Raw genomic sequence first — 23,315 nt, 5'->3', positions numbered from 1 at the left:
TCTAACAAACACCATTCGTTCCGAGGCTTGAGATGCTGAAATTCCTCGTCGCCCTCTGGGCATATATCGCCTATGTGGGCGTTCAGACCGATGTCTACATCAATCAATGGATTCCCGGCGCGGTGGCGGGCATGACGGTCTCCAAGCGGTGTGCGATTGCGGCCGGGTGGCGCCAGGACCCTGTGACCGGGTTGCCGATCCGCGATCAGCCGCGCCATCCGATCGGCTGCTTCATGTGTTGGCTTTTGAATTGGGATGTTCAGCGCCATCACTGCGCCGATCAGGTCTCCGACGCGCCGACGCCCTGGTATGACGGTCTGCGGGCGGCTCTGGCGTTCGCCGCCGCGGGCGCGATGCTCACCGGGCTCATCCATGTCGTCCTGCGGCCGCTGTGATCCGCGCCCCACTGGCCGCTACCCCGGAAATCGCCTTTTACGGGCGCACCACGGAAATTGCGATCACCCAGATTTCTTTCTACGCTTTCGACAATAAGAGCGGAAAAGCGGTCGCGGCGCAAAACAGCAAGTTCGGTCTGCAACCTTACAGCGTGACAAAAATGCTGTTCGTGTTGCATTTCGGGCGTCCGAAGATCGCGCCGGCATTGAGGGCGCCATGAGCCAGGCCGTCAACGGTGACATGCCGGCAAAGCGCAAGCGCGCGCCGCGGGGGAAGGAGATGGGGGTTGAACGCGATGTCGGCGAGCTGCGGGGCGATGTGAACGGTTTGTTGTCACGCCAGCAGAGCACCGACGCGTCGATCATGGAACTCTTCAACCAGAACCGACAAATGCTGCAAATCTACCACGACGGCCAGATCGCCGCGCAGAAAGATCGCGAAAATCTGGGCAAGAGCATCGGCGCCATGATCGCCGACAGTGCCCGGCGGCAGGAGGAGCGCCACGACCAGCTGGCGCAGCAGCTAGCCACGCAAAAAGGCTCGTTCGGCACGTTAGGCTGGATTTTCGACAGCTTGGTGCTGCTCTGTGGCGGCGCGCTGGCCGGACTTGTCACGCACTTCTTTCACTAGGAAGAAAGCGGCCGCTTTTTGAAAAAAGCGGCGCAAAAACTTCTTTTCCGCTGGGTCATGGGCTGTGTCGGCGACAAAGCCCATAGCCCAGAGTCATAAAGTTTTTTTGCTTCTTTTTGTTCACAAAAAGAAGTCTTCCCCATCACTTCGAAAGAAACTCCCATGACCACGTCGCTCTCGACGGCTGCGGCCTCGGGCACGGTCTCGCTCGCCGCGATCGTGCTGCTGAACTGGGTGCTGTCATTCTGCCACATCACCATGCCGGCCGACGTCGCCACCGCCGCGGCGACGCTGGTGACGGCGGCCGTGCATTATTTGATCGCGCTCAAGCCGTTGCCGGTTCCGCGCGAATTCCCCCCACTGAAATCGTGAAAGGCTGATCCATGAACATTTCTCGTCGCCATTTGCTTGCGACCGTGCCGCTGTTGCCCGTGGCGCTGCTCGGCTGCGCAGCCACTACCGTCAACGGCGTGACCACGGTCACGCTGAACCTCGCCACGCTGCAGAATTACGCGACCGCCGTGAAAAACGGCGTGGCCACGCTGCTGAGTATCCCGGAGATCAGCGCAGCCATAGGTGCTGCCAAGGTTGCGGTGATCAACGCCGTCGTCGCCGACATGGCGGCGCAGGTCGTGGCGCTGAACACGACGAATAACGGCGCCGCCACGCTGACTTTCACCGCCACCAGCGTCCCCGCCGCACTCTCCGCGTTCGAGACCGACGCCAAGGCGATCATGGCTGACGTGGTGGTCGCGGCGACAAGCCTTTCTGGTTCACTGGCGTCCAACATCATCACCACCGTGGATGCGCTGCAAACTATTTTGGTCCTGGGTGAGGCGGTGAGCAACGGAGTTGGTGCGACGCTGCCGACGATGAGCGAGCCCCAGGCCTTGAAAATTCTGGGGGCGTAAAAATGCATCTCCCGCACCAGCTCGCGGCGATGAAACTGGGGTGCCGGTGGCAGGGAACGCCAGCGGCGACACCGCAGCGCGTCGCGACAAATCTGCCGCCGGTCGCGTACAGCCGCATCATCGGCACGCCACGCGTCGCCGGGCATAACGAGTTGATCGGCGATTGTGTCGAAACCGCCGCCTGCAATGCCGTGCAGACGGCGATGGCGGGCAAGGGCATGTCGGGTCCGCAAATCTCCAACGATCTGGCGGTGACGCTCTACGGCCAGATCACCGGCTATACGGCGCTCAATCCCGCCAGTGACCGCGGCACCGATCCGAGCGAGTTGTTCGCGTGGTGGCGCCAGAATGCCATCGCCGGTTATCGGCTCGGCCGGGTTTTTCCGCTGGTGGTGCAATCGGAAGATGATGTTCGTCATGTCGTCAGCACGATGGGTGGCGTTTTTCTGGTTCTGGCGCTGGGCCTGGCGCAGCAGAACCAGCTGGTGTGGAGCGCTGCCGGCACGCCAGGTTCGTGGGGCTATCACGCCGTTTGGGCTGATGACTATGACGGCGCCCTGACCACCTGCACTTCCTGGGGCGAGGCCAAGCCGATGGACCGCAGCTTCTTCGCTGCCGGTTTCGTCGTCGGTGCCTACGCGCTGGACCTCGTCCGCGAAGCGGAGGCCGGCGCATGAATTTTAGCGTCTGCGTGGCGTTCACGTTGCGGTGCGAGGGCGGGTTCAGCATGACCCCGGAAGATCGCGGCAACTGGACCAGCGGCGAGATCGGCGTCGGGATCCTCAAGGGCACGAATTTTGGACTCTCGGCAGCGTCCTATCCGCATTTGGAGCTGCGCGGCCTCAACGCGGCGGCGGCGGCGGCGATCTATCGCCGCGATTACTGGCAGAAGATCAACGGTGACGCCTTGCCCGCGGGCGCGGATCTCATGGTGTTCGACCATGCGGTGAATGCCGGGGTCGGCGGCAGCGTGCGCCTTTTTCAGGCGGCGCTTGAAGTGCCGGTGGACGGCGAAATCGGGCCGCACACGCTCACCGCCGTAAGCCGGGCCGATGCCAACGAACTGATCCTGCGCCTGAGCCAGGGGCAGACGGCGTTTTACGAGGCCGACACAGACATGATTTTCAAGCACGGCCAGCTCAGGCGCGTGGCGCTGCGCACAGAAGCCGCCCTGGCGATGCGGGCTCGAGGGGATGTGATTGCATAGGCGCTATGCTTTGATCGCATCTCTTCGCAGCCTCTCATGCCGGCCAGCCTTCAAAAAAATCGATTTTATCGTCTCATGGGACAAGCGAATGTTTCGCGCTTTGGCCCTGCAACCCGTGGTCCGGAGGCGCTTCCCATAAGAGACAATAAGCCCTTGCATTATATTACATAAGCTTTAACAGGGCATGAACTGTCTGAAGAATTGGGATTGAAAAGCTATGTCTGGCACGGCTGTAGAGAACCTGAGTAGAGCCCGAAACGTCGTCATTGCCGCTTTTTTGAGCTGGACTCTCGACGCATTCGACTTCTTTATTCTTATTTTCACCTTCAATGATGTCGCCAAGACCTTTGGCGTTTCCATCAAGTCGATCACCCTCGCGATCACGCTGACGCTGGCGACGCGCGCGGTCGGCGCGTTCATTTTCGGCCGCCTGGCGGATAAATATGGCCGCAAGCCGATCTTGATGCTGGTCGTGTTGCTGTATTCGCTGTTCGAGGCCCTGAGCGGTTTCGCCTGGAGCTTCACCTCCTTCCTGGTCATCCGTACCTTGTTCGGCATCGCCATGGGCGGCGAATGGGGCGTGGGCAGTTCGCTTGCCATGGAGACGATCCCGGATCGTTGGCGCGGCTGGGTATCCGGCCTGCTGCAGGCGGGCTATCCGTGCGGGTACTTCCTGGCCACGCTGCTGTTCGGCTTCGCTTATCAAGATCTCGGCTGGCGCGGCATGTTCTTCGTCGGCGCGGTGCCGGCGGTGCTGGTGTTCTTCATCAATTTCGCGATCGAGGAGAGCCCGGCCTTCGAGCAGCTCAAGGCAGGCCCGCGCGTTTCCGCCTGGCAGATCCTGCGCAAGAACGGCAAGCTGGTGCTCTACGGCGTGCTGATCATGGCCGCGTTCAATTTCTTCTCGCACGGCACGCAGGACATTTATCCGCGCCTGTTCCTCGGCGAGCAGCTGCACTTCACGCATGCGCAGATCACCAACATCTCGCTGGTGTATAATGTCGGCGCGATGGTGGGCGGCATCCTGTTCGGCTTCCTTAGCCAGAAGATCGGCCGGCGCTATGCGATCATCGGCGCCTGCGTGCTGGCGCTGATCGTCATGGTCCCCTGGTCGCATGCCGGCACGCCGATCGAGATCGCGATCGCCGCGTTCTTCATGCAGGTGGCGGTGCAGGGCGCCTGGGGCGTGGTGCCGGTGCATTTGAACGAGCTGTCGCCGTCGGAAATCCGCGGCACGTTCCCGGGCTTCATTTATCAGCTCGGCAATTTCGTCGCCTCGATCAACGCGCCGCTGCAGGTCAGCATCGCCATGAACCATGGCGGCAATTACGGCTACGCGCTGATGTTGGTGGCCGGGGCCTGCTCGGTGGCGCTGATCATCCTGATGGCCTTCGGCCCCGAGGCGCGCAACGTCTCCATGGCGCACCGGACCACCTTGGAGCCCGGCGCCGCAGAGTGACCCGTAACTCCAACGGCTGAGCAAAAACGGTGTGCCGCACGGCACGCCGTTTTTCTTTGCGCGCGGGGCGGCATTTTGATACCGGTATAAGGCCTGACAATTTCGACAGGATGTGGATGCGCCGGTTGACATTGTCGCGCTGCGGCAAATCTGATCATAACGATGTCTGGACTCCCCCCCTGACGCGAGCGCTCACAACGTAATGGGAATGTTCCATGTCACACGCGGATGCCGAAGTCGCGACGAAGCGGCGTGAAGAGTTGGGTTCTGAACGGGACGCCGCGCGGGCGGAACTGATCGCGGGCCTGTCCCGGCCGCAGCCAAGTATCGCGCCGAAGTATTTTTATGACGCGCTCGGCTCGAAACTGTTCGAGGCGATCTGCGAGCTCGATGAATATTACCTCACCCGCACCGAGGCGGCGATTTTCGCGCAGCACGCGGCGGCGATCGCCGATTCCGTGGGGGTGGGGGCGACGCTGATCGATCTGGGCGCCGGCAATTGTGCCAAGGCGGCGGGCCTCTTTCACGTCTTGCAGCCCCAGGCCTATATTCCCGTCGACATCTCCGAGGAATTTTTACACCGCGCGGTGGAAGGACTGAAAAAATCCTATCCACACATCCCGATGCATCCCGTCGCCCTCGATTTTTCCGATTTTTTGCACCTGCCCGCCTACGTGCAGGAGCGGCGTAAAAAACTGTTTTTCTATCCGGGCTCGTCGCTGGGCAATTTCACGCCATTGCAGGCGGCGCAATTCCTCACCCGCATCCGCGCCGCGTGCGGCGGCGACGGCACGCTGCTGCTGGGCATCGACCTGGTGAAGCCGGCGGAAGAGCTGGAGGCCGCCTATGACGACGCGCTCGGCGTCACCGCCGCTTTCAACCTGAACGCGTTGCGGCACATCAACTTGCTGCTGGGCAGCGATTTTTTGCTCCGCGACTGGCAGCACAAGGCGCTGTTCAACGCGGCGCAGAGCCGGGTTGAGATGTATCTGCGCGCCCGCCGGGACCTCACCGTGACCTGGCCCGGCGGGGCGCGCGCGTTTGGCCAGGGTACTGCAATCCATACCGAGAACAGCTACAAATACTCTTGTGCGGCCATTCTCGACCTGCTGCGGCAAAGCGGCTTTGGCGAGGCGCGCTGCTGGTCCGACGCGGAAGGTCGCTATCTGGTGTGTCATGCCCGAGCAACCTGACTTCTTGCCCCTTGCCACGCGTTTCGCGCAGGTGCGGCGCCAGACCATGGCGCTGGCGGCGCCACTCTCGGATGAGGATTGCCTGGCGCAGTCGATGCCCGATGCGAGCCCGGTGAAATGGCACCTCGCGCATACGACATGGTTTTTCGAAACCTTCATCCTCGAACCATTCGAAGCGCATTTCGCGCCGTACCACCAAGCGTTCCGCGTGCTGTATAATTCCTATTACAACGGCGTGGGCGCGCAGCATCCGCGGCCGCAGCGCGGCCTCGTCACGCGCCCGTCACGCGCAGAAGTGGTCGCGTACCGCGAGGCTGTCGATGCGCGCATGCAGGCGCTGCTCGGGCGCGAACGTTCGCAGGCGTTAACGTCCCTGGTTGAGCTCGGAATGCAGCATGAGCAGCAGCATCAGGAGTTGATCGTCACCGATGTGACGCACCTGCTCAGCCTGAATCCGCTATTTCCCGCCTATCAGCCGGAGGCCGCGGTGCCGCCGACGGAAGCTCCGCTCGTCTGGCATGAGTTCGAAGGCGGGGTCGTGTCCATCGGGCATGAGGGCGCAGAATTCTGTTTCGACAACGAGCGGCCACGGCACCGGCAGTTTCTGGAGCCCTATCAGCTCGCCTCCCGGCTGGTGACGAACGCGGAATATCTCGCCTTCATCGCCGATGGCGGTTATAACGAGCCGTCATTCTGGCTGTCGGAAGGCTGGGAATTCGTGCGCGCCAACAAACTGTCGCAGCCGCTCTATTGGCATCGCCAGGACGGCCACTGGCGGGTGTTCGCGCTGAATGGGCTGGCGGACCTGCAGCCGCATGCGCCGGTGCTGAACCTCTCTTTTTTCGAGGCGAGCGCCTATGCGTACTGGGCCGGGGCCAGGCTGCCGACCGAGGCGGAATGGGAGCATGCGGCGCTGACCGATCCGGCTCTGCAGCAGATGTTCGGCCCGGCTTGGCAATGGACCAGCAGCGCCTATGCGCCTTATCCCGGCTTCCGCGCGGCGTCCGGGGCGATCGGCGAATACAACGGCAAGTTCATGGTGAACCAGTACGTGCTGCGCGGCGCCTCGCTCGCCACGCCGCCCGGTCATTCGCGCCCCAGCTATCGCAACTTCTTCCCCGCCGGCGCGCGCTGGCAGTTCAGCGGGATCAGGCTGGCACGATAGGGGCGTTGCCGGTGACAACGCCCATGACCCAGCATAACAAAAATTTTGCGCCGCTTTTTTAAAAGCGGCCGCTTTCTTCTTTCTGAATATATTGCTCTAGTCCGACCTCTGACCGAGGAGTGCTTGCATGCGGCTGCGCGGATGCCTGAACCGGGGCCGCCTTTCGGAGCGTTTGTTGGCCCGCCTGTTCGTCGGGCGCGGGGGCGTACGGGCCGGCTGGCGTGCCGCGCTGTTTCTGTTGGCCTTGGCGGTGCAGCTTGTGCTGGTCGCCATCGCTCTGCATGCCGCGTTTCACGCGCTGGCGGCGCACCGGCCGGTTGGGCTGACGCCGGCTCTGGTTGGGCTGAACGAGGTTGTCCTGCTGCTGCCGACCTTGGGCGCCAGCGCGCTGATGGCGTTTCTCGAGGATGTCAGGCTGACCGAATACGGCCTGATGGAGCCACGAAAATGGGCCCGCCTCGGCGCCGGGTTCGTCGCCGGGCTGGTGGCACTCGGCGCGCTGATGCTGTCCTTAAGCGCTGGCGGGTTCGCCACGGGGCAGGGGGGCGGGCTTAGCCCCGGCGCGGAAATCCGCTACGCGCTGGAATGGTTGGGCGTCAGCCTGCTGATCGGCGTGAGTGAAGAATTCGCGCTGCGCGGCTATCTGCTTGTGGTTTTGACGCGCGGCGCGGGGTTCTGGGGGGCGGCTGGCCTCACCAGCCTGGTGTTTGGCGCGCTGCACGGCATGAACCACGGGGAAACGCCGCTGGGCCTGATCGACACCGTCGGGGCGGGGCTGCTGTTCTGCGTGTTCATCCGCTGCACCGGGTCGCTCTGGTTTGCGATCGGCTTTCACGGCGCCTGGGATTATGCGGAAAATTTCCTGTTCGGCACCGCCGATAGCGGCAATCGCTGTGTCGGCACGCTGCTGACTTTTGCGCCCCACGGCAATGTGTATTTTTCGGGTGGCGTGACCGGGCCCGAGGGCAGCGTGTTCTGCACCGCGATCCTGCTGCTCGCGGCGCTTCTGGCATCCAGATTTTTGCGCCCCACGGCGTTTCTGGCGGTCTCGCGCGCCAGCTGACTGCCGGCGCGCTTTGATCTGCGTCATGGTGCGGGTTCCGCAAATGCCGCATTCATCCTTCGTTCGTGACAGGAGGATTGCATGAATGTCGCCGCTCTGATGAGTACGAACATTGTTTCCGTATTGCCGTCGACGACGCTGGCCGACGCGGTCCGCATCATGCTTGCCCATAATGTGAGCGGCCTGCCGGTGCTGGAGACTGACGGCACATTGGTCGGCATGATCACCGAAGGCGATCTGCTGCGCCGCACCGAGCTGGAGAGCGAGGGCAAGCAGCCCAGCTGGCTGAAGGTGTTTCTGATGCCTTCCAGCGTCGCCGCCGACTATGTCGCCACGCATGGGCGGCGTGTCTGTGAGGTGATGACCCCGCATCCAATGCATGTGGGGCCGGCGGCCGATCTGGCCGAGGTGTCGCGGTTGATGCTGCACAAGCACGTGAAACGCCTGCCGGTGCTGGAGGCAGACCGGCTGGTCGGCATCATCAGCCGTTCGGACGTGCTGCGAGCGCTCGCGCGCAAGCTGATCGAAGTGCCCGAGGAGCGCACCGACGAGGAGATCCGCACCTATATCAAAAACGAGATCGCGCACGCGAAGTGGGCGCCGAAATCCAGCATCAAGATCGAGGTGAAGGAAAAGGTCGTGAACCTGGAAGGGACGATTTTCAGTGACGAGGAGCGCCAGGCGGTGATCGTGATCGCCGAGAACGCGCCCGGCGTAAAAATCGTGCAGGATCATCTGACCTACGTCGACCCGGGCTCAGGCATGTCGTTTCCGATGGCGTGAGAAAGGAAGCAGCCGCTTTTTAAAAAAAGCGGCGCAAAAACTTTTGCTATGCTGGGCCGTGGGCGTTGTCGGCGACAAAGCCCATGGCCCAGCATAACAAAGTTTTTTTGCTTCTTTTTGTTCACAAAAAGAAGTCTTCCTTTCGCTTGCCTGCTAACTGTACCGCATGACAGACACCCCGTTTTTCGACCGGCTCCGCGCCGACGCCGCCGGCCCGTGGTCGCGCTATATCCGCCATCCTTTTGTCCTGGCTTTGGGCGACGGCTCGCTGCCGGCGCCGAAATTCAGGAATTTTCTGGTCCAGGATTATCTGTTCCTGATCCAATATGCCCGTGCCTATGTCCTGCTCGCCTACAAGCTGGACAGGCCTGAGGATATGCGCGCCGCACTCGCCACCGCCGATGTGTTGTTGACCGGCGAGATGCCCCTGCATGTGCGTTATTGTGCCGGCTGGGGCCTGGACGAGGCGCAGATGCGGGCGGCGCCGGCCTCGCTGGAGATGATCGCCTATACGCGCTACGTCCTGGAGCTGGGCCAGGCCGGCGATGCGTTGGACCTGATGGTCGCACTTGCCCCTTGTATCGCTGGTTATGCGGAAATCGGCGCCATGTTGAACGCGGGGCTGCGCCCGGACAATCCCTATGCCGATTGGGTCGCGGCCTATGCCGGTCCCGAATACAACCAGTCGGTCGCCGCGACGATGGCCATGCTGGAGCGGCTGGCAGTGACCCGCGGCGGGGCGGCGCGCTATGACGCGCTGCTGAATATTTTCGTCCAGGCCACCGAATGCGAGGCGGCGTTCTGGGAAACCGGCTGGCGCGCAGGCGCAAAAGCTTCTTAAATCGCCGCAGCATCCATCGCGGTCGATCAGGAGAAGCTCATGACGGAAATTTGGCGTCTGTCCGCCACCGAACTCGCGCAGAACATCCGCAACCGCAAAATCTCCGCCCGCGAGGCCGCCCAGGCCGCGCTCTCACGGCTTGAAGCGGTGAACCCGGCGATCAACGCGGTCGTCGACTACCGCGCCGAGGACGTGCTGGCCCAGGCAGACGCGGTGGATTTGTCCGTCACACGGGGCGAGGAATTGGGGCCGCTGGCCGGCGTTCCGGTGACGGTCAAGGTGAATGTCGACCAGGAAGGGTTAGCCACCACCAACGGCACGCGCCTGCAGGCGGAAAATATCGCCGCGGCGGACAGTCCGGTGGTGACGAATCTGCGCCGCGCCGGCGCGGTGATTCTCGGCCGCACCAACACGCCGGCTTTTTCGCTGCGCTGGTTCACCGACAACCAAATCCATGGCGCGACGAAAAACCCGCGTGACCCGTCGCGCACGCCGGGCGGGTCCTCGGGTGGTGCGGCGGCTTCCGTCGCCGCCGGCATCGGCCATCTCGCGCATGGCACGGACATTGCCGGCTCCATCCGTTACCCAGCTTATGCCTGCGGGGTGCACGGGCTGCGCCCCAGCCTCGGCCGCGTCGCCGCCTACAATGCCAGCGGCCCGGAGCGGCCGATCGGCCCGCAGCTCACCGGCGTTTCCGGTCCGATCGGCCGCACCATCGCGGATCTGCGCCTCGGCCTTGCCGCGATGTCGGGTTTCGATCCGCGTGACCCGTGGTGGGTGCCCGCCCCGTTGGAATTTCCCGATCAGCCGCGCCGCGCCGCTCTGGTGCGCCGCCCCGGCGGGTTGGAGATCGTGCCGGAGGTAGAGGAGGCGTTGGTGGACGCCGCCGCGCGGCTGCGCGATGCCGACTGGGAGGTGGTCGAACTGGACGATATCCCGGCCATTGAGGAGGCTGCGGAACTGCAGGCCCGGCTCTGGATCGGCGAGAGTTTCGCGCCCTGGGAGGCGATGGCCGCGCAGGATGGCGATCCCGGCGCCATCGGTACCATTGCCGGGCTCAAAGCCTTTCTGAACGGCCGGGTCTCGGCCGAGTTGTATGCCCAGGCGCTGGTCCGCCGCGCCACCATAATCCGCGACTATCAACTCCTGCTGCACAAACATCCGGTGCTGCTGCTGCCGGTCTCGGCGGAGCTGCCGTTTCCGGATCACTTGGACCGGACGGATTTTCCCCGGGTCTGGCGGGCGCAGCTCACGCAAGTCGGTCTCGCGCTCACCGGCCTGCCGGCGCTGGCCGTTTCCACCGCGCAGGTGGGACGCACCACGACCGGGGTGCAGTTGCTGGCCGGGCGGTTCCGCGAGGATCTGCTGCTGGCCGCCGGCGCGGTGCTCGAAGCGGGTGGCACGCCGCCATCGCCGGTCGATCCGGCTTTTTGAGCGTCGTTCACCAGTTTCCGTCCTATAGCGTGGCTGAACGCGCGGCTGACGCCGCCGTTCACGCCGTCGGCCTGCCGCTCGGCCTGGTCGCCGCACTGGCGCTGGTCGGGCGCGCCACCGCGTTCGGCGCTCTGACCACCGCGGTCATCGGCATTTATGCCGCCGCTCTCGTAGGCATGCTGGGCGCCTCCGCCGCCTACCAGCTTTGTCCGCCTGGCCCGTTGAAGGAGTGGCTGCGGCGCCTCGACCGGTCGATGATCTTCGTGATGATCGCCGGCACCTACACGCCGATCAGCGTCCTGGTCCTGGATGGCAGCGGCGGACTGGCGATTTGCCTGCTGGTTTGGGGGCTTGCCGCGATAGGCATATTTCTGACCCTGTGTTACCCGCGGCGTTTCGAACGCGCGCTGCTGGTGCTGTATCTGGTGATGGGCTGGATGCTGCTGGCGCTGCTCCGGGATTGTTTTGTCCTGCTGCACGGCGAGGTGCTGGCGCTGATCCTGGGGGGCGGGATTGTCTACATGGCCGGCGCGGTGTTGCAGGCGATGCCGGTCAAATTCAACAACCCGGTCTGGCATTTGTTGATTCTGGTCGCAGGCTCGATGCATTACGCCGCCATCAGCCTGCAGCTTACCGGGGGAGTTTTTTAGGGAAGCGAAGGCTACTTTTTGTGAACAAAAAGTAGCAAAAAAACTTTATTAATTTGGGTCATGGGCTTTGTCGCCAACACCCAGCATAAGAGAAGTTTTTGCGCCGCTTCCTTCAAGCTGATATGAAAATCATTCATAGGTGAAGCCGGTTTTCTGTATTTCAGTCATCGATAGAACCTACTAATACGGCTGCGATGCCAAAATCCCTTGCCGGCCTGTCCCTGCGCGATCTTGAATATGTCGAAGCCGTCGCGGAGTTGAAGCATTTCGGCCGCGCCGCGGAGCGCTGCGGGGTCAGCCAGCCGGCTTTGTCCGAGCAGGTGCGCAAGCTCGAAGCCCATCTCGGCGTGCCGATTTTCGAGCGCACCAAGCGTCGCGTCGCGGTCACCGGGCAGGGCGAAATCCTGCTCATGCATATCGACCGGCTTCTCGCCGAGGCGCGGCATTTGCTGGCCTTGGGCCAGCAGAGCACGGATTTGTGCGGGATTTTGCAGCTGGGTGCCATCGAAACGCTGGGGCCTTATTATCTGCCTGCGGTTCTCGCTCTGTTGCGCGACGAACTGCCCGACGTGTCGTTACGCCTGACCGAGAACCGCACCTCGGCGCTGGTCGAGCGGCTCCGCCATGGGGCGATGGATGTCATCCTCGCGGTGATGACGCCGGATATGCCGGGTCTCTCGCATCAGGCGATTTTTTTCGAGCCGTTCATTCTGGCAGCACCGCGGCGGCATCCGCTCACCACGCTGCCGCATATCAAGCTGGACATCCTGCCGCATGAGGATCTGCTTCTGCTCGATGAGGGGCACTGCCTGCGCGACCAGGCGCTGGAGCTCTGCAGCGGCGCGCCGCGCGCCACCCGTCACGCCACCAGCCTGGAAACGTTGTGGCACATGATCGCGGCCGGGGAGGGATATTCGCTGCTGCCGGCGCTGGCGGTGCGGGCGCGGCCGGATATCGCCACCTTGGTCGACTGCCGGACGCTCGACCAGGCCAGTGCTGGGCGGCGGATCAGCCTGATTTGGCGCGCCAGCGACCCGCGCGAAGCACAATTCCGCCGGTTCGCAGCACTGCTCGCGGCGCATGCGCCGGACGTGGTGCGGGTGGATTAGAGAAAAGGAAGCAGCCGCTTTTTGAAAAAAGCGGCGTAAAAACTTTTGGGCTATGCTGGGTCATGGGCGTTGGCGCCGACATAGCCCATGGCCCAGATTAACAAAGTTTTTTGCTACTTTTTGTTCACAAAAAGTAGCCTTCTCTTTTCTCTAGCCCTTGGCCAACATCGCCATGAATGCAGCGGCGACATGGCTCTGATAGCGGTCGGCATGGCGCAGGACATGGAAATCGCGTTCCGGCAACGCGAATTTCACATGATGCAATAACCCGACTTCGAGGCTCGGGGCGGCCACCGAGGCGGAGATGGCGGTGGCGCCGAGCCCGGCCTCGACCGCACCGCGCACCGCCTCGTTGGCGGGCAGTTCCAGCACCACGCGCAGCGCCTTGGCCGGCACGCCGAACTGCGCCAGCGCCTGCTCGAATTCCGAGCGGGTGCCGGACCCGCGCTCGCGCAGCACCCAGTCGCTTTCCAGCAATTGCTCCGGCGCCAGCGTGTCGCGTTGCGCCCAGGGATGGTCCGGGGCGACCACCACGATCATCTTGTCCCGTGCCACCGGCATGCTGAGCAGGGACGGATCGCTGACCGCGCCCTCGACGAAGCCCAGCTCCGCCTCGCCGCGATGCACCGCCTGCGCCACCTGGGCGGTGTTGCCGATGGTGAGGCGGATATCGATCGTCCCATGCTGGCGGCGGAACGCCACCAGATGCCGCGGCAGCCAGTAGCTGGAGATCGTCTGGCTCGCCTGCACCAGCAGCGTGCCGTGTTTGCCGCCGCTGAGCTCGCTCAGCAGCAGCTCCGCCGCTTCGGCCTGGGCCAGGATGCCGCGCGCCGCGCTGAGAAACAGCGTTCCCGCCTCGGTCAGCTCGATCCCCCGCCCGACGCGGTGGAACAGCTTGGTGTTGTGCCTGGCTTCCAGCGCCGCGATCGCGGCGCTGACCGCCGACTGGCCGAGATTCAACACCTCCGCCGCGCGCGTGACATGCTGGCGGTCCGCAACCGCGACAAAAACCCTGAGCTGATCGAGCGTCATGAAGAAGCTTTACGATCCGGGAGGTCAGTTTTCCAGAAAAATCATCGATCAGCTTGATCATTAAGATAAAAATTATCGGATATTAAATTGGGTATAGGAGGATAAAACCACCGCCCATGATGTTAGTAATAAAACATTTTCCCGGCCTCCTGCTCTGCCTCGCCGTCACGCTCGGCGCCACGGTGCTGCAAGCGGCCGAGGTGGCGTTGACCGGCCAAGCCTATCTTGAGGCGCTGGTGCTCGCCATTCTGCTCGGCCTCGTCGTGCGCACGCTGTGGGCGCCGGGGGCGGCGTACAAGCCCGGCATCACCTTCTCTGCAAAATTTCTGCTCGAGGTCGCGGTGGTGCTGCTTGGAGCGGCGGTCAGTGCCCGCACGGTGATGGCGTTGGGGCCGAAACTGCTGATCGGCATCGTCGTCGTCGTCGCGCTGTCGATCGTCGCCAGCTACGCGATCTGCCGGTTTCTGCACCTGCGCCCGCGCCTGGCGCTGCTGGTGGCGTGCGGCAATTCCATCTGTGGCAATTCCGCGATCGCCGCCGTAGCACCGGTGATCGGCGCCTGCGCGGACGACATCGCTGCCTCGATCGCCTTCACCGCGGTGCTTGGCGTCATCGTCGTTCTGCTCCTCCCGCTGCTGGCGCCGGTATTGCTGCTCTCCCTCACGCAATATGGCGTGCTGGCGGGGCTCACCGTCTATGCCGTGCCGCAGGTGCTGGCGGCGACACTGCCGATCGGCGCGCTCGCCAACCAGGTCGGCACGGTGGTGAAGCTGGTGCGCGTGCTGATGCTGGGGCCGGTGGTGTTCGCCCTGGCGATGCTGGCCCACAAGCTGCGCGACGAGGTGGACGAGGTGGGGCATCTCACCGCCGGCGAACGGCCGCAGCCCGGCATGCCGAAGATCCACCAACTGGTGCCCTGGTTCATCGTCGGGTTTCTGGTCCTGCTGGCGATCCGCTCGGCCGGGCTGATCCCGGTGCCGCTGCTGCACCCGATCAACCATGTCGCCGCCCTGCTGACGACGATTTCCATGGCCGCACTCGGACTGGGCGTCGACGTCCGCACCGTGGCGCGGGCGGGCCTGCGCGTCTCGTCCGCCGTCACCGCCTCGCTGCTGGTGCTGGGCGCTATCAGCCTCCTGCTCATCCGGCTGCTGCATATAGCCTAGAAAGCGCAGGCTACTTTTTGTGAACAAAAAGTAGCAAAAAAACTTTACTAATTTGGGCCATGGGCGTTGTCACCGACGACGCCCATGGCCCAGCATAACAAAAATTTTTGCGCCGCTTTTTTTAAAAAGCGGCCACTTACTTTACGCGCTGGCGGTGTTCAGCGCCTGGATCGCTTCGGCGTCCAGCTGCAACACTGAGGCCTTCACGATATCCTGCAACTGCGCGAGGCTGGTGGCGCTGGCGATCGGTGCGGTCACTTCCGGCCGGGCGGCGAGCCAGGCGAGCGCCACCTGCGCCGGCGTGGCGTTGAGCCGCGCACTTTGCGCGTCCAGCACCTTCAGCAGCGCGAAGCCCTTCTCGTTCAGGTATTTCGCCACGCCGTTGCTGCGCGCCTTGTTCTGCGCGTCGGCAGCGCTGCGATACTTGCCGGTGAGGAAGCCGGAGGCGAGGCTGTAGTAGCTGATCACGCCCACCTGCTGCTCGCGGCAAAGCGGGCCCAGTCCGTCCTCGAAAATCGGCCGCTCGATCAGGTTGTAGTGCGGCTGAAGCGATTCATAGCGCGGCAGGCCGAGTTTCTCCGACACTGCCAGCGCCTGGCGCAGCCGTGGCGCGGTATAGTTGGAGGCGCCGAGCACGCGTACCTTGCCGGCTTTCACGAGCTTGCCGAAGGCTTCCAGCGTTTCCTCGAGCGGGGTCTCCTCGTCGTCCTTATGCGCCTGGTACAGGTCGATGTAATCGGTCTGCAGCCGGATCAGCGAGGCTTCCACGGCGTATTCGATCCGCTTCGCCGACAGGCCACTCTTGCCGGGGGCCAGATCCATGCCGACCTTGGTGGCGACGATCACCTTGTCGCGGTTTTTGCGTTCCTTCATCCACACGCCGATGATCGCCTCGGACTCGCCGCCTTGATGGCCCGGCACCCAGCGCGAATAGGCATCCGCGGTGTCGATCGCGTTCAGCCCGGCATCCATCAGCGCGTCCAGCAGCTTAAACGAGGCTGCGGTGTCGGCGGTCCAGCCGAACACGTTGCCGCCGAACATGATGGACGGCAGCTTGAGGCCCGAGCGGCCCAGTTCTTTCATCTGCATCTAAGTCAAAACCCTTCCAGAACGATTTTACCGCGGACGCTTCCCGCCTCGATGGCCGCATGCGCGCGTTTGAGATTCGCCGCATTGATGACGCCATAATTCCCGGTCACCGTTGTTTTTAACGTCCCGTTATCGACGAGATGGGCGACCGCTTCAAGCACGAGGTGCTGCTCCGCCATGGTCGATGTGTGCAGCACGCCGCGGGCGAACATGTATTCCGTATGCAGCGTGCCGCATTTGCGGATCAGCGTGGAGATATCGACCGTGCCGGTGCTGGCTTCGATGATGCCGATCGCGCCTTCCGGGGCCAGCAGCTCGGTCAGTTTCTTGAAATGCGTGCGCTGATTGGTGACGCAGAAAATATATTCCGGCGCCGCGAGGCCGAGGGAAGTGAACTGCGCCGCCATGTCCGCGTGGTGGTTGATCACATGATGCGCGCCAAGTTCGCGGCACCATTGCGCGGTCTCCGGCCGCGAGGCGGTGGCGACGATGGTGAGGCCGGTGAGTTTTGCGGCAAGCTGGATGGCGATGGAGCCGACGCCTCCGGCGCCGCCGACGATCAGCAGCGTGCCGCGCGCGCCCACGTCACGCGGGATGCGGAAGCGGTCGAACAGCATCTCCCAAGCGGTGAGCGAGGTGAGCGGTAGCGCCGCCGCCTCGGCGAAGCTCAGCGTCTTCGGCTTGTGGCCGACGATGCGGTGATCGACCAGATGGAATTCGGCGTTCGTGCCGGGCCGGTTCGGCACGCCGGCGTAAAACACTTCGTCGCCGACCGCGAAATTCTGCGCCTCCGGGCCGATGGCGCGGACGATGCCGGCGGCATCGAAGCCGAGCACGCGCGGCTCACCCAGTGGCTCGCCGCCCAGGCGGATTTTGGTGTCGACCGGATTCACCGAAACGGCTTTGATTTCCACCAGCAGGTCGTGATGGCGCGGCAGCGGAACCGCGAGCTCGAGATCCAGGAGCGCTTCGAAGTCGGTGACCGGCTTGGAATGAGTAAAGGCGACGGCTTTCATGAACGGACTCTTTCTTGTTTCAGACGGCGAAAAACTTGGCGGTTCGCTCTGCGACAGATAAGAGCGGTCAGCCGATCCTCAATAGGGCCGGGCCGTTGCGCTCCAGCCATGCGCTCGCGGCGGTGCGGTGCGGGGTGAGCTCGTCGGTCAGCGCCCAGAAATGCCGACCATGATTCATGTGCCGCAGATGCGCGACCTCGTGGCCGACCACGTAATCCTGCACGAAATCCGGCGCGCAGATCAGCCGCCAGCAGAAGGCGAGGGTGCCGTCCGGTGCACAGGAGCCCCAGCGCGTGCGCGTGTCCTTGATCCTGACGCATTTGGGACTGAGGCCGGCGAGCTTGGCCTTGGCGGCGGCCTGCGCGGTCAGCTCCTGGCGCGCCAGGCGCTTTAAACAGTCGGCGACGCGACGGCCGAGAAATTCCGGCTGGCCGGTGACCAAGATGCGCTGAGCCTCGATCCAGGCGCCGCCGCGCCCGGCGGGCACCGGGCAGATTTCGTGCGGCACGCCGCGCACGGGCACCGCAGCGCCCGGCAGAAAGGGCAGGGCGCTGGGCAGGGACGCCAGCCGCTCCGCCACCCAGGCCTCGTGCGTCTGCAGCAGCGCCAGCCCGGCGCGGCGCGAGGCGCGCATCGGCAAGGTGATGACAACCCCGCCTTGGGCCGGATCGATGCGGAGCGAGATTTTGCGCGCGCGCGCGGAGCGGCGGAACGCCACCTGGGCCAGCGCGCCTTGGATGGGCACCAGCTCGGTGGTGATCTGCGTACTCATCGCCGGCGTGGGAGCTGGCCGGGCCAGGCCACGATATGGTGTTCCAGGGGGCCGGCATCGCGCTCGCTGATCGCCCGTCCGGCGACGCTGGCTCCGGCCTCGACGACGCTCTCCGCCTGCCCCGTGACCAGCGGGTGCCAGGACGGCAGGTCCTTGCCTTCCTGCAGCCGCCGATAGGCGCAGCTCGGCGGCAGCCAATCCACGGTTTTCAGCTTTTTCGGGGTCAGCTGTACACAATCCGGAATCTTGCTGCGTCGCTGTGCGTAGTCGCCACAGCGCGCGGTTTTCAGGTTTAGCAGCCCGCAGGCGACATTGGTGAAGCTGAGTTCGTCGGTATCCTCGTCGCGGAGCTTGTGCAGGCAGCAGCGGCCGCAGCCGTCGCAGAGGGATTCCCACTCGGCCTTGCTCATCTCCGCCAGCGTCTTGTCGTGCCAGAATCCCATCGTCGGTTACTTTATCTTGCCGGGCGGCGGTCCGCCAGACTGATAGAAGGAAGCGGCCGCTTTTTGAAAAAAGCGGCGCAAAAACTTCTTTTATGCTGGGCCATGGGCGTTGTCCCAGACAAAGCCCGTGGCCCAGAGGAATAAAGTTTTTTTGCTACTTTTTGTTCACAAAAAGTAGGCCTTACTGTGCTTTCTAGCTTGCCTTCTTCGGCCAACGGCGGTGCAGCCAGAGCCAGGCGCCAGGCGTCTCGCGAATCCAGCGTTCCAGGATATTGTTCATATCCGTGGTCATCGTCAGCACGTCGCGCTCTTTGTCGCCGCTGTCGGGCAACGTCATCGGCGCCTCGTAGATCACGTGCAGCCGGGCCGGCCCCTCGCGCAGCGCCCGCACGGGGAAGACCGGGCATTTGAATTTGAGGGCGAAGCTCGCCAGCGCCGGGCCGGTCATGGCCGGGCGGCCGAAGAACGGCACGGCGATGCCGTTATCGAGCTTCTGGTCCATGAGCAGGCCGAGGCTCTGGCCGCGCGCCATATGCGCGTAGGCCTGGCGGGCGCCGGTGCTGCCTTTCGGGAACATATACACCTTGCGGCCGAAATTCGCCTCGCGCAGCTTCAGGATGATATCGTTGACCAGGCTGTTGCTGGCGGCGCGGTACATGAAGCCGAGATCAAGGCCACGCGCATAGGCGGCGGGCGGGATGATTTCCCAGTTGCCGATGTGGCCGGTCAATATGAGCGAAGGTCCACCCTTCGCCAAAGCAGGCGCCACATGCTCGTCCCAGCCGGTGACGTGATAGCCGGGGCCCGACATGGTCTCGTGCAACTGGCCGATCTGCGCCAGCTCGGCGACCGTGCTGCCGAGATTCTCCCAAACTTGCGCGACGATTTTTTTGCGTGCCGCGGCGTCGAGTTCCGGCATCGCCATCTGCAGGTTGCGGTCGGCCACTTTCGAGACCGGGATCAGCGGGCCGATCGCCTTGGCCACGCCGCCGCCGAGGCGGGACGCCGTGGCCGGCGGGAGCGCGCGGAAAATTGCCAATGCCGCGCGCACCAGGGCGGCTTCGGCCTTGTGCGCCAGGGGCACGGTTTCCACCTCGCCGTCGCTCATGCCAGCAGCCGCTCCAGCGCCGCTTCGTCGTTCCAGTGCAGGCGCACCGTGACCACCGAGCTTGCCGCCCGCAACGTCTCGGGCAGTTTCACGTAATCCTTTGCCGTCGTCACCAATTGCGCTCCTTGAGCCTCGGCCTCGCCCAGAAGCCGCGCCGAATCGCTTGCTCTATACACGTGATGGTCGGGAAACGCATGGGCGGCGACCAAATCCCCACCCAGCGCCCGCACCGAGGCGAAGAATTTTTCCGGCCGGCCGATCCCGGCGAACGCGACGATTTTGCGCCCACCCAGGTCGGAGGCGCTTTCCGGCACCAGCCGGGCCCGCAGCACCGGCAGCGCCGGGGGCAGGTGCGCGAGCGCGCCGGTCTCGTCCGCGCCGATCAGCACCGCCGCCTGCACGCGCGAAGCGGCGGCAGCCACCGGCTCCCGCAAAGGCCCGGCGGGGAGTAGCAAAAAATTACCGAAGCCGTAGCCGCCGTCGATGACCAGCAGCGACAGGGTTTTGACCAGGGAGGGATTTTGCAGCCCGTCATCCATGACGATGGCGGTGGCCCCTTCGGCCAGCGCCAGCCTGGCCCCGGCGGCGCGGTCATGGGCCAGGATGGTGGGGGCGGCGGCGGCGAGCAGCAGCGCCTCGTCTCCCACATCCGCGGCGGTATGGCGGGCGGGGTTGACCAGCACCGGCCCGGCCAACCGGCCGCGGTAGCCACGCGTGAGCGCGAAACGCGCGCCCCCCAGCCGGCCGAGGAGATCGAGCGCCACCACGGTCTTGCCGGCGCCGCCGACGCCGGCATTGCCGACGCAGATGACTTTGATGCCCGCCGCAAAACCGGGTCTGCGCAGGCGGCGCGCGGTGAGGGCGGCGGTGACGGCGCCGAGCGGTGCGAGCAGACGCGCGACACCACCGCGTTTGGCCCAGAATTTTGGCGCCCTCATCGCATGTTGTCCAGGATCAGAGCGGCCAGGCGTTGCGGCAATTCTGCTCCGGTACGCAAAGCGGCTTCGGCCCGCAAGCCCGCTGCCGCCGCGTCTTCCGGTCGTTTCAGCCAGGTGCGCACGGCCTCGGCGAGAGATGCGGAATCCGTCACCTCGACCAGCGCTTGGGCGGCGCGCAGCATCGCGGCGGCTTCCAGAAAATTCTCGTTGTGCGGACCGGTAATGACGGCACGGCCAAGCCGCGCGGGTTCAATCAGATTATGCCCGCCGAAGCTGGAGAGAGAATTGCCGATGAAGGCGAACGGGGCGGCGCGGAAGAACAGGCCCAGCTCGCCCAGCGTGTCGGCGACATAAATTTGCGCGGCTTGCGGGGTTTCGCCTAGCGACCGGCGCGGCGCGTTGCCGGCGAGCGCGGAGATTTCGGCGCCGCGCTCCGGGTGGCGCGGCACGATCATGGTGACCAGGCCGGGAAATGCCGCGAGCAGCGCGCGATGCGCCTGCACGATGATCTGTTCCTCGCCTGGATGGGTGCTGGCGGCCAGCCAGACCGGCCCGGAAACCTGCGCCTGGAAAGCGGTGAGCGCTTCGTCATCCACCGGCAGGAGCGGAACAGAAAATTTCAGGTTGCCCCATTCCAGCACGTCGCGCAGGCCGAGACGGCGAAAATTCTCCGCGTCCCCCGCCGACTGCGCGTGCACGTGGCGGAACGGCGCCAGCACGCGGCGGGCAAGAAACGGCACACGCCGCCAGTTGCGCGCGGACGTTTGTGAAATCCGTGCATTGATCAGCAGGCGCGGAATGCCGCGCCGGTCGCATTCGGTGAGCAGGCCGGGCCACAGTTCGCTCTCCACGAACACCGCCACGTTCGGCCGCCAATGCCTGAGAAACTTCTGCCCCCAGCCCGGTACGTCCAGCGGCACGAACTGGTGCCGGGCGAAAGCAGGCAGGCGGGCGGCGGCGAGATTGGCGGAGGTGACGGTGCCGGTGGTCAGCAGCACCTCCGCCTTGCCGGCCAGAGCCTCGATCACCGGCAGCACCGACATCGTTTCCCCGACGCTGGCAGCGTGAATCCAGACGAGTTTGCCCGCCGGGCGCAGCACTTGGCCGGCGCCATAGCGCTCCGGCAGGCGGAGCAGAATTTCTTTTCCGCGCGCGGCGCGGCGGCGCAGATACCGGCGCAAATACGGGGCGGCGAGCCGCCCGGCGAGGCGATAGGCGGCGATCACAGCAGCCCCGCGGCGCGGTCAATGGCCGTGTTCAGCGCCGCCGTCATCGTCTCGACGCCGCTTTCCCAGTTTTCGCGCGGCACGGTGATGAGGGCGCCGCAGACCAGCACGCCGCGGCCGAACGGCAAAGGCAGGCGCATTCTGTCCCAGGAGCGTAAAGTTTTGGCGTTGCTGGTCACCGCGGCGCAGGGCAGGATCGGCCGTCCGCTCAGCGCCGCCAACTGCGCCACGCCGGGCGCGCAGACCCGGCGCGGTCCGCGCGGCCCGTCCGGCGTCAGCCCGACATTCATGCCGGCGCTTAACGCGCGCAGCAATCCGCGCAGCCCGGCGGCCCCGCCCCGTGAGGAAGACCCCGACACCAGGCCGATGCCCATATGCTCGACGACGCGGCCGATCAGCTGTCCGTCGCGATGCCGGCTCGCCAGCACCGCGGCCGGGCGGACCATGCCGCACCGTTTCGCCTGTTGCCAAAGGATCGGCATGGCGGGCATCGCCTCATGCCAGAAGGCGACGATCAGCGGCCCGCCTGTGGCCATCTCCTGGATTTGCGCGTCGCCCTCGATGCGCCAGCGCAGGGTCTTCGCCACCAGTTGCAGGTAACGCGCGGCGAGCCACGCCAGCGCCGCCCGAAACCGGTCGGATTGTAAAATTCTCTTCACGCCGCGGGCGGTAGCATTTGCCTCAGGGGAAGGCCAGCGAAGAGGAAGGAAGCAGCCGCTTTTTAAAAAAAGCGGCGCAAAAACTTCTTTTATGCTGGGGCATGGGCATCGTCGCCGACATTGCCCATGGCCCAGCATAAAAAAGTTTTTTTGCTTCTTTTTGTTTACAAAAAGAAGCCTTAACTGACCTTTGCGTCACTCCGCGTAGATCATCTTCCGCGTCATGCCGCCATCGAGGATGAATTCCGCGCCGGTGATGAAGCCCGAATCCGGCCCCAGCAGATAGGCCGTCAAGCTGGCCACGTCTTCCACCCGGCCGACACGGCCGGCGGGGTGTTGGGCGTGGTCCTCGGGACGGATGCGATAGTGCTGGGTGTCGATCCAGCCAGGCGAGATGCAGTTCACCCGAATATCCGGGCCGAGGCTGACCGCCAAGGCGTGGGTGAGGGCGAGTAGCCCGCCTTTGCTGGCGGCATAGGATTCCGTATCCGGCTCGGACATATGTGCGCGGGTGGAAGCGATGGTGACCACCGATCCGTGCGACGCGCGCAGCATGCTGGCTCCGGCTTTCACGAGCAGGAAGGTGCTGGTCAGGTTGGTGGCGAGCACGCTGGACCATTCCCCCAAGCTCAGCGTTTCGACCGGCTTGCGGATCATGAAACCGGCATTGCAGACGATCCCGTCCAACCGCCCTTCGGCGCCGGCGATGCCGTCTATGAGGCTTTGCACCTCGTCCTCGTCGGTAACGTCGCAGATCACGCTGCGCGCGCCGGCGCAAACTGCCGGTTCCTTGTCAGCGATGATGACGGTCGCGCCGTCCTGTACCAGCCGTGCCGCGATCCCGGCGCCGATGCCTGCTGCGCCGCCGGTGATGAGGAATACGCTCATGTTTGGGCCTCTATGAGAAAGAAGCCGCTTTTTGAAAAAAGCGGCGCAAAACTTTTTTTATGCTGGGCCATGGGCGTTGTCGCGGACATCGCCCATGGCCCAGCATAAAAAAGTTTTTTGCTACTTTTTGTTCACAA

27 protein-coding genes are annotated in these 23,315 nt (G+C 64.2%); 17 read left to right on the top strand and 10 right to left on the bottom strand.

From position 1 onward, the window contains the following. The first annotated feature begins 32 nt into the window (after positions 1–32). From VGG47_RS09860 to VGG47_RS09785, 16 genes are all read left to right on the top strand, one after another. Positions 33–395 (top strand): hypothetical protein, encoded by a 363-nt coding sequence (locus VGG47_RS09860; RefSeq protein WP_331537967.1) that lies wholly within the window; start codon positions 33–35, stop codon positions 393–395. Further along, positions 392–616, top strand: coding sequence for a hypothetical protein (locus tag VGG47_RS09855; protein ID WP_331537965.1), 225 nt, complete (start codon positions 392–394; stop codon positions 614–616). The genes VGG47_RS09860 and VGG47_RS09855 overlap by 4 nt, the downstream gene beginning before the upstream one ends. Then, the gene (locus tag VGG47_RS09850; protein WP_331537963.1) at positions 613–1,026 is read left to right on the top strand and encodes a hypothetical protein; all 414 of its coding nucleotides are present in this window, start codon (positions 613–615) and stop codon (positions 1,024–1,026) included. The genes VGG47_RS09855 and VGG47_RS09850 overlap by 4 nt, the downstream gene beginning before the upstream one ends. A gap of 162 nt (positions 1,027–1,188) precedes the next feature. Next, positions 1,189–1,398, top strand: coding sequence for a hypothetical protein (locus VGG47_RS09845; RefSeq protein ID WP_331537961.1), 210 nt, complete (start codon positions 1,189–1,191; stop codon positions 1,396–1,398). 11 nt (positions 1,399–1,409) lie between these two features. Beyond that, on the top strand, positions 1,410–1,937 hold the full coding sequence (locus VGG47_RS09840) for a hypothetical protein (RefSeq protein ID WP_331537959.1): 528 nt from the start codon (positions 1,410–1,412) through the stop codon (positions 1,935–1,937). A gap of 2 nt (positions 1,938–1,939) precedes the next feature. Next, entirely contained in the window at positions 1,940–2,614 is a 675-nt protein-coding gene (locus tag VGG47_RS09835) for a hypothetical protein (RefSeq protein WP_331537957.1), read from the top strand. Further along, complete coding sequence (locus VGG47_RS09830) at positions 2,611–3,144, top strand: glycosyl hydrolase 108 family protein (protein WP_331537955.1); 534 nt, start codon at positions 2,611–2,613, stop codon at positions 3,142–3,144. The genes VGG47_RS09835 and VGG47_RS09830 overlap by 4 nt, the downstream gene beginning before the upstream one ends. Before the next feature lie 277 nt (positions 3,145–3,421). Then, positions 3,422–4,603, top strand: coding sequence for an MFS transporter (locus tag VGG47_RS09825; protein WP_331537953.1), 1,182 nt, complete (start codon positions 3,422–3,424; stop codon positions 4,601–4,603). A gap of 215 nt (positions 4,604–4,818) precedes the next feature. Beyond that, positions 4,819–5,796 (top strand): L-histidine N(alpha)-methyltransferase, encoded by a 978-nt coding sequence (gene egtD, locus VGG47_RS09820; protein WP_331537951.1) that lies wholly within the window; start codon positions 4,819–4,821, stop codon positions 5,794–5,796. Continuing rightward, entirely contained in the window at positions 5,780–6,961 is a 1,182-nt protein-coding gene (egtB, locus tag VGG47_RS09815; protein ID WP_331537949.1) for an ergothioneine biosynthesis protein EgtB, read from the top strand. Before egtD ends, egtB begins: the two co-directional genes overlap by 17 nt. 127 nt (positions 6,962–7,088) lie before the next feature. Beyond that, positions 7,089–8,024, top strand: coding sequence for a CPBP family intramembrane glutamic endopeptidase (locus VGG47_RS09810; RefSeq protein ID WP_331537947.1), 936 nt, complete (start codon positions 7,089–7,091; stop codon positions 8,022–8,024). Positions 8,025–8,105: 81 nt separating this feature from the next. Continuing rightward, positions 8,106–8,807 (top strand): CBS domain-containing protein, encoded by a 702-nt coding sequence (locus VGG47_RS09805; RefSeq protein WP_331537945.1) that lies wholly within the window; start codon positions 8,106–8,108, stop codon positions 8,805–8,807. 166 nt (positions 8,808–8,973) lie between these two features. After that, a complete protein-coding gene (locus VGG47_RS09800) occupies positions 8,974–9,648 on the top strand; it encodes a TenA family protein (protein ID WP_331537943.1) in 675 nt (224 codons plus the stop codon). A 39-nt stretch (positions 9,649–9,687) separates the two neighbouring features. After that, the gene (locus VGG47_RS09795; protein WP_331537941.1) at positions 9,688–11,082 is read left to right on the top strand and encodes an amidase family protein; all 1,395 of its coding nucleotides are present in this window, start codon (positions 9,688–9,690) and stop codon (positions 11,080–11,082) included. Beyond that, complete coding sequence (trhA, locus tag VGG47_RS09790) at positions 11,079–11,732, top strand: PAQR family membrane homeostasis protein TrhA (RefSeq protein WP_331537939.1); 654 nt, start codon at positions 11,079–11,081, stop codon at positions 11,730–11,732. The genes VGG47_RS09795 and trhA overlap by 4 nt, the downstream gene beginning before the upstream one ends. Before the next feature lie 194 nt (positions 11,733–11,926). Next, positions 11,927–12,841: a LysR substrate-binding domain-containing protein gene (locus VGG47_RS09785; RefSeq protein ID WP_331537937.1), complete on the top strand. Its 915-nt coding sequence runs from the start codon at positions 11,927–11,929 to the stop codon at positions 12,839–12,841. A gap of 150 nt (positions 12,842–12,991) precedes the next feature. On the opposite strand, the gene VGG47_RS09780 is transcribed toward VGG47_RS09785, so the two are convergent. Further along, entirely contained in the window at positions 12,992–13,873 is an 882-nt protein-coding gene (locus VGG47_RS09780; protein WP_331537935.1) for a LysR family transcriptional regulator, read from the bottom strand. Between the two features lie 116 nt (positions 13,874–13,989). Here VGG47_RS09780 and VGG47_RS09775 point away from each other — a divergent pair, with 116 nt between their 5' ends. Then, on the top strand, positions 13,990–15,039 hold the full coding sequence (locus VGG47_RS09775) for a YeiH family protein (protein ID WP_331537933.1): 1,050 nt from the start codon (positions 13,990–13,992) through the stop codon (positions 15,037–15,039). Positions 15,040–15,180: 141 nt separating this feature from the next. Here VGG47_RS09775 and VGG47_RS09770 read toward each other — a convergent pair whose 3' ends face one another. The 9 genes from VGG47_RS09770 to VGG47_RS09730 form a co-directional block, all read right to left on the bottom strand. After that, positions 15,181–16,128 carry an aldo/keto reductase gene (locus tag VGG47_RS09770; protein WP_331537931.1) on the bottom strand — a complete coding sequence of 316 codons (948 nt, stop codon included), beginning with the start codon at positions 16,126–16,128 and terminating at the stop codon, positions 15,181–15,183. Positions 16,129–16,133: 5 nt separating this feature from the next. Next, the gene (locus VGG47_RS09765; protein ID WP_331537929.1) at positions 16,134–17,144 is read right to left on the bottom strand and encodes a zinc-binding alcohol dehydrogenase family protein; all 1,011 of its coding nucleotides are present in this window, start codon (positions 17,142–17,144) and stop codon (positions 16,134–16,136) included. Positions 17,145–17,211: 67 nt separating this feature from the next. Beyond that, positions 17,212–17,916, bottom strand: coding sequence for a M48 family metallopeptidase (locus VGG47_RS09760; protein WP_331537927.1), 705 nt, complete (start codon positions 17,914–17,916; stop codon positions 17,212–17,214). After that, complete coding sequence (locus tag VGG47_RS09755; RefSeq protein ID WP_331537925.1) at positions 17,913–18,359, bottom strand: YcgN family cysteine cluster protein; 447 nt, start codon at positions 18,357–18,359, stop codon at positions 17,913–17,915. Before VGG47_RS09755 ends, VGG47_RS09760 begins: the two co-directional genes overlap by 4 nt. A 193-nt stretch (positions 18,360–18,552) precedes the next feature. Then, positions 18,553–19,467 carry a lysophospholipid acyltransferase family protein gene (locus VGG47_RS09750; protein ID WP_331537923.1) on the bottom strand — a complete coding sequence of 305 codons (915 nt, stop codon included), beginning with the start codon at positions 19,465–19,467 and terminating at the stop codon, positions 18,553–18,555. Then, positions 19,464–20,405 carry a tetraacyldisaccharide 4'-kinase gene (gene lpxK, locus VGG47_RS09745; RefSeq protein WP_331537921.1) on the bottom strand — a complete coding sequence of 314 codons (942 nt, stop codon included), beginning with the start codon at positions 20,403–20,405 and terminating at the stop codon, positions 19,464–19,466. The genes VGG47_RS09750 and lpxK overlap by 4 nt, the downstream gene beginning before the upstream one ends. Further along, complete coding sequence (locus tag VGG47_RS09740) at positions 20,402–21,631, bottom strand: 3-deoxy-D-manno-octulosonic acid transferase (protein ID WP_331537918.1); 1,230 nt, start codon at positions 21,629–21,631, stop codon at positions 20,402–20,404. Before VGG47_RS09740 ends, lpxK begins: the two co-directional genes overlap by 4 nt. Then, complete coding sequence (locus tag VGG47_RS09735) at positions 21,628–22,290, bottom strand: lysophospholipid acyltransferase family protein (protein ID WP_331537916.1); 663 nt, start codon at positions 22,288–22,290, stop codon at positions 21,628–21,630. The genes VGG47_RS09740 and VGG47_RS09735 overlap by 4 nt, the downstream gene beginning before the upstream one ends. A 195-nt stretch (positions 22,291–22,485) precedes the next feature. Next, positions 22,486–23,178: an SDR family oxidoreductase gene (locus VGG47_RS09730; RefSeq protein WP_331537914.1), complete on the bottom strand. Its 693-nt coding sequence runs from the start codon at positions 23,176–23,178 to the stop codon at positions 22,486–22,488. Positions 23,179–23,315 lie beyond the last annotated feature (137 nt).

Source organism: Acidocella sp. (assembly GCF_036489515.1).
GTDB lineage: Bacteria > Pseudomonadota > Alphaproteobacteria > Acetobacterales > Acetobacteraceae > Acidocella.
The sequence above is the reverse complement of the archived record's forward strand: the minus strand, read 5'-3'. Positions and strand labels throughout refer to the sequence as shown.

Bases quoted from the DNA above. Each gene is read 5' to 3' on its own strand.
- VGG47_RS09860 (WP_331537967.1), top strand. From the start codon at position 33: ATGCTGAAATTCCTCGTCGCCCTCTGGGCATATATCGCCTATGTGGGC.
- VGG47_RS09850 (WP_331537963.1), top strand. From the start codon at position 613: ATGAGCCAGGCCGTCAACGGTGACATGCCGGCAAAGCGCAAGCGCGCG.
- VGG47_RS09845 (WP_331537961.1), top strand. From the start codon at position 1,189: ATGACCACGTCGCTCTCGACGGCTGCGGCCTCGGGCACGGTCTCGCTC.
- VGG47_RS09840 (WP_331537959.1), top strand. From the start codon at position 1,410: ATGAACATTTCTCGTCGCCATTTGCTTGCGACCGTGCCGCTGTTGCCC.
- VGG47_RS09835 (WP_331537957.1), top strand. From the start codon at position 1,940: ATGCATCTCCCGCACCAGCTCGCGGCGATGAAACTGGGGTGCCGGTGG.
- VGG47_RS09830 (WP_331537955.1), top strand. From the start codon at position 2,611: ATGAATTTTAGCGTCTGCGTGGCGTTCACGTTGCGGTGCGAGGGCGGG.
- egtD (WP_331537951.1), top strand. From the start codon at position 4,819: ATGTCACACGCGGATGCCGAAGTCGCGACGAAGCGGCGTGAAGAGTTG.
- egtB (WP_331537949.1), top strand. From the start codon at position 5,780: ATGCCCGAGCAACCTGACTTCTTGCCCCTTGCCACGCGTTTCGCGCAG.
- VGG47_RS09810 (WP_331537947.1), top strand. From the start codon at position 7,089: ATGCGGCTGCGCGGATGCCTGAACCGGGGCCGCCTTTCGGAGCGTTTG.
- VGG47_RS09805 (WP_331537945.1), top strand. From the start codon at position 8,106: ATGAATGTCGCCGCTCTGATGAGTACGAACATTGTTTCCGTATTGCCG.
- VGG47_RS09800 (WP_331537943.1), top strand. From the start codon at position 8,974: ATGACAGACACCCCGTTTTTCGACCGGCTCCGCGCCGACGCCGCCGGC.
- VGG47_RS09795 (WP_331537941.1), top strand. From the start codon at position 9,688: ATGACGGAAATTTGGCGTCTGTCCGCCACCGAACTCGCGCAGAACATC.
- VGG47_RS09785 (WP_331537937.1), top strand. From the start codon at position 11,927: ATGCCAAAATCCCTTGCCGGCCTGTCCCTGCGCGATCTTGAATATGTC.
- VGG47_RS09780 (WP_331537935.1), bottom strand. From the start codon at position 13,873: ATGACGCTCGATCAGCTCAGGGTTTTTGTCGCGGTTGCGGACCGCCAG.
- VGG47_RS09775 (WP_331537933.1), top strand. From the start codon at position 13,990: ATGATGTTAGTAATAAAACATTTTCCCGGCCTCCTGCTCTGCCTCGCC.
- VGG47_RS09770 (WP_331537931.1), bottom strand. From the start codon at position 16,128: ATGCAGATGAAAGAACTGGGCCGCTCGGGCCTCAAGCTGCCGTCCATC.
- VGG47_RS09765 (WP_331537929.1), bottom strand. From the start codon at position 17,144: ATGAAAGCCGTCGCCTTTACTCATTCCAAGCCGGTCACCGACTTCGAA.
- VGG47_RS09760 (WP_331537927.1), bottom strand. From the start codon at position 17,916: ATGAGTACGCAGATCACCACCGAGCTGGTGCCCATCCAAGGCGCGCTG.
- VGG47_RS09755 (WP_331537925.1), bottom strand. From the start codon at position 18,359: ATGGGATTCTGGCACGACAAGACGCTGGCGGAGATGAGCAAGGCCGAG.
- VGG47_RS09750 (WP_331537923.1), bottom strand. From the start codon at position 19,467: ATGAGCGACGGCGAGGTGGAAACCGTGCCCCTGGCGCACAAGGCCGAA.
- lpxK (WP_331537921.1), bottom strand. From the start codon at position 20,405: ATGAGGGCGCCAAAATTCTGGGCCAAACGCGGTGGTGTCGCGCGTCTG.
- VGG47_RS09730 (WP_331537914.1), bottom strand. From the start codon at position 23,178: ATGAGCGTATTCCTCATCACCGGCGGCGCAGCAGGCATCGGCGCCGGG.